General features: G+C 70.1%; 12 protein-coding genes. 2 read left to right on the forward strand and 10 right to left on the reverse strand.

What is annotated here, in order from left to right; all coding sequences use genetic code 11:
• The first annotated feature begins 668 nt into the window (after positions 1-668).
• Positions 669-1,025, forward strand: coding sequence for a hypothetical protein (locus ETD96_RS48250; RefSeq protein WP_420884799.1), 357 nt, complete (start codon positions 669-671; stop codon positions 1,023-1,025).
• 1,046 nt (positions 1,026-2,071) lie between these two features.
• On the opposite strand, the gene ETD96_RS30260 is transcribed toward ETD96_RS48250, so the two are convergent.
• From ETD96_RS30260 to ETD96_RS30305, 10 genes are all read right to left on the reverse strand, one after another.
• Positions 2,072-3,487, reverse strand: coding sequence for an NAD-dependent succinate-semialdehyde dehydrogenase (locus tag ETD96_RS30260; protein WP_138639900.1), 1,416 nt, complete (start codon positions 3,485-3,487; stop codon positions 2,072-2,074).
• Positions 3,484-4,620, reverse strand: coding sequence for an iron-containing alcohol dehydrogenase family protein (locus ETD96_RS30265; protein ID WP_138639901.1), 1,137 nt, complete (start codon positions 4,618-4,620; stop codon positions 3,484-3,486). The genes ETD96_RS30260 and ETD96_RS30265 overlap by 4 nt, the downstream gene beginning before the upstream one ends.
• A gap of 2 nt (positions 4,621-4,622) precedes the next feature.
• Positions 4,623-5,531 (reverse strand): NAD(P)-dependent oxidoreductase, encoded by a 909-nt coding sequence (locus ETD96_RS30270; protein ID WP_138639902.1) that lies wholly within the window; start codon positions 5,529-5,531, stop codon positions 4,623-4,625.
• A complete protein-coding gene (locus ETD96_RS30275; protein ID WP_240808329.1) occupies positions 5,528-7,051 on the reverse strand; it encodes an aldehyde dehydrogenase in 1,524 nt (507 codons plus the stop codon). Before ETD96_RS30275 ends, ETD96_RS30270 begins: the two co-directional genes overlap by 4 nt.
• Positions 7,052-7,064: 13 nt before the next feature.
• Positions 7,065-8,174, reverse strand: coding sequence for a mandelate racemase/muconate lactonizing enzyme family protein (locus tag ETD96_RS30280; protein ID WP_138639904.1), 1,110 nt, complete (start codon positions 8,172-8,174; stop codon positions 7,065-7,067).
• Positions 8,171-8,719 (reverse strand): formaldehyde-activating enzyme, encoded by a 549-nt coding sequence (gene fae / locus ETD96_RS30285; RefSeq protein ID WP_240808331.1) that lies wholly within the window; start codon positions 8,717-8,719, stop codon positions 8,171-8,173. The genes ETD96_RS30280 and fae overlap by 4 nt, the downstream gene beginning before the upstream one ends.
• 5 nt (positions 8,720-8,724) lie before the next feature.
• Positions 8,725-9,690, reverse strand: a complete 966-nt coding sequence (locus ETD96_RS30290; RefSeq protein WP_138639905.1) for a glycine betaine ABC transporter substrate-binding protein — start codon at positions 9,688-9,690, stop codon at positions 8,725-8,727.
• Between the two features lie 87 nt (positions 9,691-9,777).
• On the reverse strand, positions 9,778-10,539 hold the full coding sequence (locus ETD96_RS30295) for an ABC transporter permease (RefSeq protein WP_138639906.1): 762 nt from the start codon (positions 10,537-10,539) through the stop codon (positions 9,778-9,780).
• Between the two features lie 10 nt (positions 10,540-10,549).
• Positions 10,550-11,551 (reverse strand): ABC transporter ATP-binding protein, encoded by a 1,002-nt coding sequence (locus tag ETD96_RS30300; protein WP_274704653.1) that lies wholly within the window; start codon positions 11,549-11,551, stop codon positions 10,550-10,552.
• Entirely contained in the window at positions 11,544-12,191 is a 648-nt protein-coding gene (locus tag ETD96_RS30305; RefSeq protein WP_138639907.1) for an ABC transporter permease, read from the reverse strand. Before ETD96_RS30305 ends, ETD96_RS30300 begins: the two co-directional genes overlap by 8 nt.
• A gap of 136 nt (positions 12,192-12,327) precedes the next feature.
• On the opposite strand from ETD96_RS30305, the gene ETD96_RS30310 reads away from it, so the two are divergent.
• Positions 12,328-12,748 (forward strand): helix-turn-helix domain-containing protein (locus ETD96_RS30310; RefSeq protein ID WP_240808330.1); only part of this gene is annotated, 421 nt, incomplete at its 3' end.

Here is a 12,748-nt window from a genome sequence, read left to right on the forward strand (position 1 = left end):
CGGGAGGTCTACGGCGACCCATGGCCGCTCGCCGCCAGCACCCTCCTCGGCGTGAAGGCCCTCGGCCTTCCCGACTGGCTGATCGAGGTAGAGGCGACCGCCTTCTTGCCCTGACGCCCGTGCCGGACGCTCGTGGGAGCCGCGCTAGAAGACTGCTGAAGATCTTGGTTTCGGGCCCCGTCGCAGCCGCGGCGGGACCAATGTGTTGCGGTGTGGTGATGGGTGAATGGGCCGGGGAGACGGTCGGTCCGGACGTGTGGGAGACGTGCCGGGTGCTCATTCCGGCCGGGAGCGTGTTCGCGTTCCTGGCCGAGCACCGGGGCGCGTTGTTCCCGGCGGAGATGCTCGGCCGACATGTATCCGTCGGCGAACGGGCGGCCGTCGATGCCGCCCGTTCGCCGCGGCGATCCTTTTGAAGGCCCTGCACGGGTTGTCGGACTTTGAGACCGTGCAGGAGTTGCGGCGTGACCTGCAGAGGAAGGCCGCCTGCGGGCCGGGCCTGCACGACACCGCGTTCGGCCAGTCGCTGCCGGCCTACTTCCGTCGTCGGCTGGCGCGTTCGGCGCGGCCGGACCGGATCTTCGAAGCGGCCCGACACGTGTCCAGGCGACCGGGGTGCTCACGGGCCGGCAGCGGCGGGCGCTGGACCCGAGACCGTGCGGACTGCGGTGGCCACTCAGGACACCGTAGCCCAGCTCATCGCAGCCGTCCGGGCGGCGATCTGCGAAGTGCCGGGAGCAGCCGAGGTCGCCACCGCCCGGTGCACCGCGCACGACTACACCGATCCGGGCAAGCCCCGCATCGCCTTGAACGACGAGCAGGCCCGCGCCGACCTGGTGGACGCCCTGGTCACCGACGCACTGCGGCTGCTGGGACACCTGCCCGGGCAGGAACTGGGGGAACGGGCCGCGAACACGGTCGGCATCCTGGCCCAGGTCGCGGGCAGGACGTCGAATCGGCCGACGGTTCCGACGGCCGCGACGGACGCTGTCGCATCACCGACGGCACCGCCCCGGACCGGGTGATTTCGATCGTCGACCCCGAAGCCAGGCACGTCCACAAAACCCGCGCTCACCGCCAGGACGGTTCCAAGGCCCACCTGGCCGTCGAGCCCGAGACCGGATCGTTCACCGCGGTGGCGCCTGCGACCGGGCGCCGGGGCCGCCCACCACGAGGGCGTCCTCGGACTGGACCTACTCGTTGGAGAGGACACGCCGGTGGGCGTCTTCGGCGACACCGCCTACTCCACCGGCGACGCCGCCGGGCGCATCGCCCTCTTAGCAGCGACTACTTGCATCAGCCCTTAATCAGCGGACAGGGTGTCCAGAACGACGGGGCGGCCAGCCAAGCCGGGCCGCCTCAAGGCAACATCCGATCAGCCACACCCCGTCGTCCTGGGTATCCGGAGCAACTCACCCCGGGCACAAAGGATCTTAGGGACACCCGATCAGCAGTTCGTGGCCCCAGCCCGCCGCAGGGCCTGGCGCTCAGGTGAGGACTCGAGGCGCCGGTCAACCGAGCGGTGGTCCCTACAGTCGGCTCAGAACACGATCTTCTCGAACCCGCCGATCCGGTGAGTGGCGATCGAGAGGCGCCGGGCCGCGCTGCCTATGGGGAGGACTACACGACCAGGAACAGCCGAGACGTCTCCCGGCACCCTTCGGTCACCGCCCACCGGTTGCTCACCCCGACCCGCGCGCCGTCAGCGAGGAGAGGTCGATGCCTAGAGTCAACATAGGCATCGGTCGAGAATGAGCTACCGGGCCCGAAGCCCCTCGGAAGTCATTAGGGTCCACACTGTTGTCCACGGCCATCGCGCTTCTTCTCCTTCTGATCTCGGTCGAGTCGAAGGATGACGCGATGGCCGTCTCACGTCACGTCGCCGTGCCCTCTGACCAGGTCAAACTCATACACCACCTTCGTGGACGCAACCATGCTGAGGATGCAGGCTCGGTACTTCGTCTTCCAGCTCTGGTGGGTCCGTCCAACAGTTGCGTTCCCGCCTCCGCCTGCCCCCACGCTCATATCCAGTCCGGGCGACACCGAAAGGCCCGAGGCGGGAGGGAAGACGTCATTGAACGGCCAGGTACTTCACCTCCAGGTACTCATCGATGCCCTCAATGCCTCCCTCCCGGCCGAGGCCCGACTGCTTGACTCCGCCGAACGGCGCGGCCGCGTTGGAGACCAGGCCACGGTTGATGCCCACCATGCCCGCCTCCAACGCCTCCCCGACGCGCAGTGCACGTCCGAGGTCGCGGCTGAACAGGTAGGCGACCAGGCCCGCAGGGGTGGCGTTAGCCGCGGTCACCATGCTGGATTCGTCGGGGTAGGTGGCGATCGCGGCGACCGGCCCGAAGATCTCCTGCCGGGCGATCGCGGCGTCGTCGGGAACGCCGATGAGGAGGGTCGGCGGATAGAACCAGCCCGGTCCGGGCTGCGGCGCGCCGCCCAACCGAACCACGGCACCGCGCTGCTTAGCGTCGATGACCAGCCCGTCAACGCGTTCCAGGGCGTCCCGGTCGATCAGCGGGCCGACGTCCCGGCCCACCTCCACCGCCGCGAGACGTTCGTGCAGCGCGCCAGTGAACTCCTCGGCGACGGCCTCGTGGACGATGAAGCGGTTGGCCGCCACGCAGGACTGTCCCGAGTTGCGCATCTTGGCCACCACGGCACCCTGGACGGCGTCATCTATGTCAGCGTCGTCGAAGACCAGGAACGGCGCGTTACCGCCCAGTTCCATGGAGGTGCGCAAAATGCCCGCGGCGCTCTGGGCGAGCAGGCGCCGGCCGACCTCGGTGGAGCCGGTGAACGACAGCTTGCGAAGCCGTCCGTCGCCGAGCAGCGCCTCAGTGACCTCGGCTGGCGCCATTGTGGGGACGACGTTGAGCACGCCGTCAGGCAGGCCGGCCTCGGCGAGCAGTTCCGCCAGCGCGAGGGCGGTCAGCGGAGTGGCCTCGGCCGGTTTGAGGACCATCGTGCAGCCGGCCGCCAGGGCGGGCGCGACCTTGCGGGTCACCATGGCCAGCGGGAAGTTCCACGGGGTGATCAGGTAGCACGGGCCCACCGGGCCGCGCGACGTGACGATCCGGTAGTCCCCGGACGGCGCGGTTCGATACTCGCCGCCCACCCGCACCGCCTGCTCGGAGAACCAGCGCAGGAAATCAGCGGCGTAGGCCACTTCGGCGCGCGACTCGGCGAGGGGACGGCCCAGTTCGCTGGTCGCCAGCCGGGCGAGCGGTTCCGCACGTTCGGTCATCAAATCGAAGGCCCGGCGCAGGATCTCGGCCCGTGCCCGTGGGGCGGTGGCCGCCCAGGACGGCTGCGCGTCCGAGGCGGCATCTAGTGCCTGGAGCGCGTCCCGTGCGGTCGCGTCGGCCACCCGGGCCACCGCCCGGCCGGTCGCCGGGTCGAGCACCTCGAACGTGGTGTTCGGCTCCCGCCACACGCCACCGATGAACAAGCCGCCTGGTGTCATCTCGCTCCTCATCCCGCGGCGGCGAGGATCGCGGAGATCTCGCCGATGGACGGGAGCCGGGGCGTGTTGACCGTGACCTCGTCCGCCAACGCGTCTTTGGCCAGCTGGCCAAAGTCCTCCTCGGTCACGCCGTGCTCGGCCAGCCCGCCGGTCAGGCCGACCCGGACGCCCAGTGCACGAACGGCGTCGATCGCGGCGTCGGCGTTCCATGCGTCGGGCTTGGCGGTGTCGCCGACTCCGAGGGCGAAGGCGACCCGGGCCGTCCGCTCCAGCCGTACCGGCAGGTTGAAGCGCAGAACGTGCGGGAGCAGCGCGGTCAGCGCGACACCGTGGACGATGTCGAACCGCCCGCCGAGCGGGTGCGCGATCCCATGGCACAGGCCCAGCCCCGTGGCGGCCATGCCGACCCCGGCCATGTGGGCCGCCAGCAGCATCTGCGAGCGGGCCTGCAGATCCTTCCCATCGTCGTAGGCGCGCGGCAGATGCTCCGAGACCATACGGATGACCTGCAGCGCGATCCCGTCCGACCACGGGTTGGCCCGTACGGAGGAGAACGACTCCAGGGCGTGGGTGAGGGCGTCCATGCCGGTGGCCGCGGTGGGTCCGGCCGGAAGACCCACGGTCAGCTCCGGATCGAGGACGGCGGCCTCGGGCAGCGTGCTGGCATGCCCGACGTAGAATTTGCGGTGAGTCTCGATATCGGTGATCACGCCGAAAGCGTTGGTCTCGGCGCCGGTGCCCGCCGTGGTCGGCACAGCGAGGATGGGCAAGCCGGCATTGCGAAGGTCGCCGCGGTAGTCCAGGTCGCGTCCGCGCTGCGGATTGACCGCAGCCAGGGCGATTCCCTTGGCGGCGTCCATGGCTGATCCGCCGCCCAGCGCCACCACCAGCTCAGCCCGTGTGTGCTGGGCCACGATCGCACCCTCGCCGATGTCATCGGTGGTCGGGTTAGCGTGAACGCCGGTGAAGACCGCGACCTCCCTGTCCGGGAGCGTGCCCCGGACGGCATCGAGCACCGAGGTGGCGGCGATGCCCGGGTCGGTCACCACGAGGACGCGGCGCGACCCGGCGAGTTCGCCCAGGACACGGACCTTGCCAGGTCCCAGATGGGCCGCGGGCATCGGGGTGAGGGTGAGTTCGTCCATGGTCAAACTCCCTGGGGTTCGAGTCGCAGGGGGACCTCCGTCAGGTCCTCCCAGAGCCTGATGGGCGTCATCTCGCCAGCGAGGTCGCCGTAGCTGCGGCGCGCCCGCCGGTAGACCTGCTCGACGAGGGCCGCCAGCTCGGCCGGAACCTTGACCTCGCGCGCCAGGTCGTTGGCAAGACCGAGGTCCTTACAGGCCAGGGCGAGAGCGAAAGAGTCGTCGTAGTCGCCGTCGCGCAACACCGACAGCATGTCGCGGTCCAGGAAGTTGCTGGCGGCGGGGCTGGCGAGCAGCGCGTCGCGCAGCACCCCGACCTCAACCCCTGAGCTGGTCCCGATGGCCAGCACCTCGCAGGTGGCGACCAGATGCGCGAACCACAGCAGGTTGATCATCAGCTTGACCGTGTAGCCGGCGCCGTGGCCGCCCACCCGCATGACCCGGTCGGAATCGCCGAGAACCTCGAACACGGGCCGGACCCGCTCGTACACCTCGGGCTCGCCGCCGACGAAGATCTGAAGGGTCCCGGCGCGGGCTCCGGCAGCCATCCCGGAGACCGGCGCGTCGAGCACGTGCACCCCGCGCCCGGCGGCGACTTCGCGGACCCGGTCGGCCACCGCGGGCACCGAGGTGGACATGTCCACCCACACCGCGCCCCGGCCTAGGGCGTCGAGCAGTCCGCCAGGGCCCACCAGCACGGTCTCGACGTGCTGCGGCGTGGGCAGCATCGTGATCACCACGTCGCGGCCCGCACCTGCCTCGGCAGGGGTAGCGGCCCAGGCGGCTCCCATCCGCTCGGCCTCGGCGGCGGCCGCGCGCCGCACGTCATGCACTGCCATGTCGTACCCGGCGGCCAGGAGGTTGCGGCACATGGGACCGCCCATGTTCCCCAGGCCGATGAATCCCAGTCTCATTTGTCCCCCGCAGTGTGCTCGCCCATGTTGATCCAGGTGGTCTTGAGGGCGGAGTAGGCGTCCAGCGCGTGCAGGGACTTGTCCCGTCCGCTGCCGGAGTCCTTGAACCCGCCGAACGGTGTGATCACGTCGCTGGCGTCGAATGTGTTGACCCATACGGTTCCGGCGCGCAGCTCACGGGCGACCCGGTGCGCCGTGGACAGCCGACCGGTCCACACGCTCGCGGCCAACCCATACCGGGTCTGATTGGCCAGCCGGACGGCCTCCTCTACCGAGCCGATCTCCGTGACCGTCAGCACCGGTCCGAAGATCTCCTCCTGCGCGACGCGGCAGTCGTTGCTGACGTCGCGCAGCACGGTGGGGGCGGCGAAGTAGCCCCCACTCTCGGTACGAACACGGCCGCCGCCGGTGACGAGCCGCCCGCCCTCCTCGCGGCCGAGCTCGACGTAGCCGAGGACCTTGTCCAGCTGCGCCCGGTCGACGATGGCGCCCATCTCGGTGGCCGGGTCGAGCGGGTCACCGACCCGGATCGTCTCAGCGACCTTGGTGACGCCGGCCAGCAGGTCGTCCAGGATCCGGGTGTCGGCCAACAGCCGCGATCCGGCGTTGCAGGTCTGCCCGGCGTTGTAGAAGATGCCCCAGGCGACGGCGGAGGCCGCCGCGTCCAGGTCCTCGGCGTCGGCCAGAATGATCTGCGGCGACTTGCCGCCCATCTCCAGCGCCACCTGCTTGCCGTTGGAGCGCGCCGCGTACTCCAGGAACCGGTGGCCGGTCGCCGTGGAGCCAGTGAAAGCAATCTTGTCCACGTCCGGGTGGCGGCCGAGCGCCGCCCCCGCCACCGGCCCGAGTCCGGGAACGACGTTGAGGACGCCGTCGGGCAGACCCGCTTCGGCCGCGAGCTCGGCGAGCATCAGCGCGGTCTGGCTCGACTGCTCGGCCGGCTTGAGCACCACCGAGTTGCCCATCGCCAGCGCAGGGGCGATCTTCCAGGAGGTGATGAGCAGCGGGTAGTTCCACGGGACCACCGCGCCGACGACCCCAAGCGGCTCGCGCGTGATCATAGCGAGCGCCTCTGCGCCGGTCGGGGCGATCTCGTCGTAGCGTTTGTCAATCGCCTCGGCGTACCACTGGACGCAGTTCGCCGCGCCCGGCACGTCGACCCGCAGGGACTCGCTGATCGGCTTGCCCACGTCGAGGGTCTCCAGCAGGGCCAGCTCCTCCAGGTTCGCGCGGATCAGTTCGGCGAACCGCAGCAGGACCGCCTTGCGGTGGCCCGGGCTCGCGGCCGCCCACCGGCCGTCCTCGAACGCGCGCCGGGCGGCTCGGACGGCGCGGTCCACGTCCTCCTCGCCCGCGGCGGCGATCCGCGCGAGCTCGCCCCCGTCGCGGGGGCTCACCTTGGTGAAGGTCGCGCCGTCGGCGGCCGGGATGAACGCGCCGTCGATGAACAGCTCCCGCCGCGGGGCCGGGCTCGCCGCCCGATCCTGCCAGGTCCGGTACGTGTGCTCGTGCGCTGTCACGGTCGTTCCCCTCTCATCCTCGGGCCAGGCGGCGCACCGCGTCATGGTCGATCTCGGCCCCGAGCCCGGGCGCGTCGGGGACCCTCATGCAGCCGTCGCCGTCGACGCCGACCGGGCGGGTCAGGAAGAAGTCCCGCCGCTCGGGCGTCCAGCCCGGCGGGTCATAGGGGAACTCGACGAACGGACCGCCGCCGACACCGGCCACGACGTGCAGGTTCGCCAGAACGCCCAGCCCGTTGCTCCAGGTGTGCGGGGTGAACCAGCGGTGCCGCGCGAAGGCCAGTTCGGCCAGGGTCCGAGCGCGCAGCATCCCAACCGAGAGGACCACGTCGGGCTGGTAGACGTCCAGCGCGTCGGTCTCCAGCAGGTGCAGCAGCTCCCGCATGGTGCGCACCATCTCGCCGCCGGCGACGCGGATGCCCGTCTGTGCCCGGACGGTCCGCACACCCTCGATGTCGTACTGTGGCAGCGGCTCCTCCAGCCACTGCACGTCCAGCTCCGCCAGTTCGGCGGCGACCCGGCGTACCGAGGCCAGATCCAGGGCCGGTGCGATGTCGCCGGACATCCGCCATGACTGGTTGAGGTCCACCATGAGTGCGATCTCGGGCCCGAGCGCCTCGCGGGTGGCGCGGACGGCGGCGATCCCCTCCGCCAAGCGCTCCCTGGCCACCCTGATCTTCATGGCGCGGAAGCCCGCCTCCTTAGCCGCCAGCGCGGCCTCGGCGCGTTCGGCTGGCGGGCGCAGCTCCCCGAACGAGGCGTACGCGGGCAGCCGGTCGGTGGCGCCGCCGAAGAGCCCCGCCACGGGAAGGCCGCTGACCTTGCCGATCACGTCCCACAGTGCGGCCTCCACCGGCCAGTAGCGGCCCGCGTGGAAGTTGATGGTCTCCAGCGTCTTGACATGGTTGACGATGGCCAGCGGATCCCGGCCGACGAACAGGTGCTCGTGGCCTTCGAAACCGTCCATCGTGTCGCCGGAGCCGTAGCCCACCACGCCTTCGTCGGTCTCGATGGTCACCAAGGTGGCGTCGAAGTGGCCGCGCGGGACGGGATCCCAAGCCGCGTAGAACGGCGGGTCCAGGGGCAGCCGCATCCGGTCGAGTCGGATATCGGTGATCTTCATGTGTCCCTCGAGGGTGTATAGAACGGGTTGGCGGGCGAGTGCCGGGCGCCGAGGGCCTCCTCGACGCTCGGCAGCCCGGCCGCCCCCGCGCGCAGCGCCGCACAGGTGGCCGCGCGGTTGTTGGCGTAGACCAGATCGGCGTCGGTGGCCTCCGGGTTGACCCACACGGCGGCGATCAGCACCAGATCGTCGACCGCCGTGGCGGGGACGACCCCCTGGGCCACGGCGTCCATCACGCCCGCCGCCACGCCCGCCTGGGCCGCTCCCCACGTCAGCTCTGCGTGCGCGGTAGTGTCGGCGGCGGCCTTGTTGACGAAGAGCGTCATGGGCTTGGCCGGCACCCCGGGCTTCAGCACGGCGACGAACGGGACATGACCGGCGCGGGGTGTGGCGAGGGCCGTGGCCCAGGCGGTTCCCGCAGGGCCGGAACGATGCCCGAGGACGGTGTTGATGTGGGCGGCCTGCGCTCCGTTACCGACGAAGCTCTCGCCGATCTGCATGGCCATCGCCGGGCCGGGCGCCGCATCTGAGGCGGGCGGGTTCATGTTCGTCACTTGAGGAACCCCTGTTCGGTGAGCCAGTCGACGGCGGCCTTCTCCGGCTCCAGCCCCTCCGCGTCGACTTGGGCGTTGAGTTTGCGCATTGCGTCATCGGTGAGCTTGGCGGCGACCGGATCGAGGTACTGCTGGACTTGCGGGTACTTGGCGGCGGTCTCCTGCCGCAAGGTCAGCGCCGCGTTGTAGACGGGGAAGAAGCGTTTGTCGTCTTGGAGCACGGTCAGGCCCATGGACTCGATCCGGCCGTCAGTGGCGAAGACCTCGCCGAAGGTGCAGGTCTGCCCTTTCTTGGTCTCGCTGTAGATCACCCCGGTGTCCACCAGCTTGACGTTGCTTTTCGGCACGTCGAGGCCGTACGCCTTGGTCAGGCCGGGCCATCCGTCGTCTCGGGTAGAGAACTCGCTCTCGATGCAGAAGGTGACCTCGGCTGGCTTGGACTTGGCCAGGGCCACCACGTCGGAGAACTTGGTGACGCCGAGCGACGTGGCCTTGTCCTTCTGGACGGCGAAGGCGTAGGTGTTGTTGAGCGGGGCGGGCTTCGTCCAGACGACCTTGTTCTTCTCCAGATCCTCGCGGGCGACGGCCTCGTACTGGCGCCCCGGGTCGGGGATCGGCTGGGTGTGCTTGAGGTAGGTCACCCAGCCGGTGCCGGTGTACTCCCAGTACATGTCGATGTTCTTGGAGGTCAGCGCTGTACGGGTGTTCGTCGAGCCCTTGATGTTGGTCTTGTCGTTGACGGTGGCGCCGTGGGCGCGCAGCAGCGCAATCGTGATCTTGCCGAGCACGATCGATTCGGAGAAGTCCTTGGAGCCGACCGTGAAGGTCGCGCCCTTGAGTTCCTGTCCGAGGCTGCCCTGCTCGACCTCGGCAGACGAGCCGCAGGCGGCCAGCGCGGCGGCCGCCAGCGCGGCTGCGGCCGAGGCGAGGACCGGGCTCCGTCTTCTGGAAATATTGGACATTACAAACTCCCGAAGGCTCACATGGAATAGGTGGTGGAGTGGGGGCCGGCACACCGCTTCCGGTGGGGCCGCTCGTGGCGCGGGGTCTCAGACGCCCCGGGGGCGCAGTAGGTCCTCGGCGACGCCGCCGGCCCAGTCGACCAAGAACGCGATGGCGGCGGTCAGGACGCTACCGGTGACCAGCACGGGCGTCCTGTTCAGCTTGATCCCGTTGACGATGATGTCGCCCAGACCGCCCGCATTGACGAACGTGGCCAGCGTCGCCACGCCCACGGCCATCACCAGCGAGGTGCGGAGCCCGGCCAAGATCACCGGGATCGCCAACTTGAGTTCGATCCGCCGCAGGACCTGGGCGCGGGTCATTCCCATTCCGCGGGCGGCCTCAACCAAGGTCGGGTCGACCTGCTGGACGCCCACGATCGTGTTGCGCAGCACCGGCAGCACCGCGTATGCCACCAGCCCGATCAGCGCAATCCGGAACCCCACCCCGAACCGGATGGTCAGCAGGACCAGCAGGCCGATCGCGGGGGTGGCCTGCCCGAGATTGGCCAGGCCGAGTGCGAGGGGGCTCAGCCAGCGCGCCGCCGGGCGGGACAGGGCGATGCCCAGCGGGATCGCGATCAGCACGACCAGCAATACGGCCATCCCGGTGAGCCGCAGATGCTCGCCGACCCGTGCGGTGATGTAGGCGGTGTTGAGAGTGCGCCGCTCGATCGAGTCCAGGGACAGGCTCGACACCCACAGGTAAAGGGCACTGAGCACCGCGGCAAGCAGGAGCGGGGTGAGCAGGAGCCGCGGGGTGGCCCTCCGCGCCGCGGCACGCCGGGCCAGGGCCGGGGCGGCGGCCATGCCAGACGATTCAGCGAGCACCGGGCACCGCCTCGTCCTCGCGTGCCGGTGCGACCGCCGCGCAGATCTCCTCGTACGACAGGACTCGGTCCGCGCAGGCCACCTGCCGCGTACCGTTCGCGATCATGACGTCGAGCGCCTCACGGAGGGTGGCGGTGGAAACCACCTCGGGCAACGTCCCGGACGGCGCGGCGGGGGTCGCGCCGCCGCTCCCGGCGAGTTCGGTGACGCTGACCAGGGCGAGCCGCTTGAGCGTGGTGTCGCTGCCGATGAAGCCGGCCACGTAGTCGTCGGCGGGTTCGGCCAGGACGCGGGCCGGGGTGTCGTACTGCGCGATCCGGGAACGCTCGCGGAACACTGCGATCCGGTCGCCGAGTTTCACGGCCTCGTCGAAGTCGTGCGTCACGAAGATGATCGTCTTGCGCAGTTCTCGCTGCAGCCGCAGGAACTCGTTCTGCAACCGCTCGCGTGTGATCGGGTCGGTCGCGCCGAACGGCTCGTCCATGAGCATGACCGGCGGGTCGGCGGCCAGCGCCCGCGCGACGCCGACGCGCTGCTGCTGGCCACCCGACAGCTCGCGCGGGTGACGGCGGGAGTACCGGGCGGGGTCCAGGCCGACCAGGTCCAGCAGTTCCTCCACCCGCGCCCGCACCTTGGCCTTGGGCCAGCCCAGGAGCCCGGGCACCAGCGCCACGTTCTCCGCGATGGTCAGGTGCGGGAACAGACCGATCTGCTGGATGACGTACCCGATCCGGCGGCGCAGCCGGTCCGGCGGCATCCCCAGCACGTCCTCGCCGCCGATCCGGACCGAGCCGGAGGTCGGCTCGATCAGCCGGTTGATCATCTTCATGGTGGTGGTCTTGCCGCAACCGGACGGGCCGACGAAAGCGACCAGTTCGCCCGCCGGAACGACCATCGTGACGTTGTCGACCGCGGGTTCGTCCTGGCCGGGGTAGCGCTTGGTGAGCCCGTCCAGTTCGATGCGGACGCCACCGCCGCCGCTGTCAAGCACGGAGCCCCCTGGGGGTGGTGAGTAGGCGTACGAGGAGGTAGAAGAGGTCGAAGGCGAGGGCGAGGACGACCACGCCCAGGGTGCCGGCGAGCGCTGCGTTCAGCGAGTTCACCGAGCCGAGCCGGGCCAGCCCGTCGAAGATCTGATTGCCCAGCCCGGGGCCGGCGACGTAAGCGGCGATCGCGGCGATGCCGAGGATCATCTGAGTGGACACCCGGATCCCGGCCAAAACGACCGGCCAGGCCAGCGGCAACTGGACCCGGGCCATCACCCGGGCCTCGCTCATCCCCATCCCGCGGCCCGCCTCCACCACCGCAGGGTCGACCGAGCGCAGGCCGACGATCGTGTTGCGGACGATCGGGAGCAGCGAGTACATCACCAGCGCCACCAGGGTCGGCGTCCAGCCCAGCCCCAGGAACGGGATGAGCAGGCCGAGCAGCGCGAACGACGGGATCGTCAGGAAGCCGCCGGCGGTGCCCACCGACAGCACGGCCAGACGTGGCCGGTGGTAGGTCAGCACACCGATCCCGACGCCGATCAGGGTGGCGACGAGGATCGACAACGCGACGACGAGCGCGTGCTGGCCGGTCGCCTCGAGCAACTCGTCCCCGCGGGACGACACGTACTCGCTGAACGTCATGCGATTCCTCCTGTCCCTTTCGATGGAGGTTTCGGCCGGGCTTCCCGGCTCGCTGGCATGACCGTAGGACGCTGTTCAAATCTGTGCAATACTTGTTGCACTAAACGCAACAGCTGTTCTGACCGGGAGGAGCGCTTTGGCCCGCCCCGCCGATCTGACGTCATCCACGAACCCGGCGCCGTCCAACGGGCTCCGTCGCGACCTGGAAATACTCGACCTACTCGCACAGGCCGGACATGCCACGCGCGGCCTGGGCGTCAGCCGGATCGCCCGGCTGCTGAACCGTGAGAAGAGCCAGGTCTCGCGCGCCCTCAAGGCCATGGAGGCCGAGGCCCTGGTCGATCGCGACCCCGACTCACTGGAGTTCCGCCTCGGCTGGCGGCTGTACGCCCTCGCGGCGCGCACCACCTACTTCGTCCTGAACTGCTCGCGGTCGGACGTGCTCAGCAGCGACCCGGAGCTGCGGCCGGTCGTGCACGGCGCGGTGCGCTGGCTGATGTCCCGGCAGATCACCGGTCGTCCGCGCGGAGAGCGCGCGGGCGTACGTCTGTCTCTTA

The organism is Actinomadura geliboluensis (genome assembly GCF_005889745.1).
Classification (GTDB): domain Bacteria; phylum Actinomycetota; class Actinomycetes; order Streptosporangiales; family Streptosporangiaceae; genus Spirillospora; species Spirillospora geliboluensis.

Coding starts and splice junctions, on each gene's coding strand:
- ETD96_RS30305 (WP_138639907.1), bottom strand. CDS start 12,191: ATGACGTTCAGCGAGTACGTGTCGTCCCGCGGGGACGAGTTGCTCGAG.
- ETD96_RS30280 (WP_138639904.1), bottom strand. CDS start 8,174: ATGAAGATCACCGATATCCGACTCGACCGGATGCGGCTGCCCCTGGAC.
- ETD96_RS30295 (WP_138639906.1), bottom strand. CDS start 10,539: ATGGCCGCCGCCCCGGCCCTGGCCCGGCGTGCCGCGGCGCGGAGGGCC.
- fae (WP_240808331.1), bottom strand. CDS start 8,719: ATGAACCCGCCCGCCTCAGATGCGGCGCCCGGCCCGGCGATGGCCATG.
- ETD96_RS30290 (WP_138639905.1), bottom strand. CDS start 9,690: ATGTCCAATATTTCCAGAAGACGGAGCCCGGTCCTCGCCTCGGCCGCA.
- ETD96_RS30270 (WP_138639902.1), bottom strand. CDS start 5,531: ATGAGACTGGGATTCATCGGCCTGGGGAACATGGGCGGTCCCATGTGC.
- ETD96_RS30265 (WP_138639901.1), bottom strand. CDS start 4,620: ATGGACGAACTCACCCTCACCCCGATGCCCGCGGCCCATCTGGGACCT.
- ETD96_RS30260 (WP_138639900.1), bottom strand. CDS start 3,487: ATGAGGAGCGAGATGACACCAGGCGGCTTGTTCATCGGTGGCGTGTGG.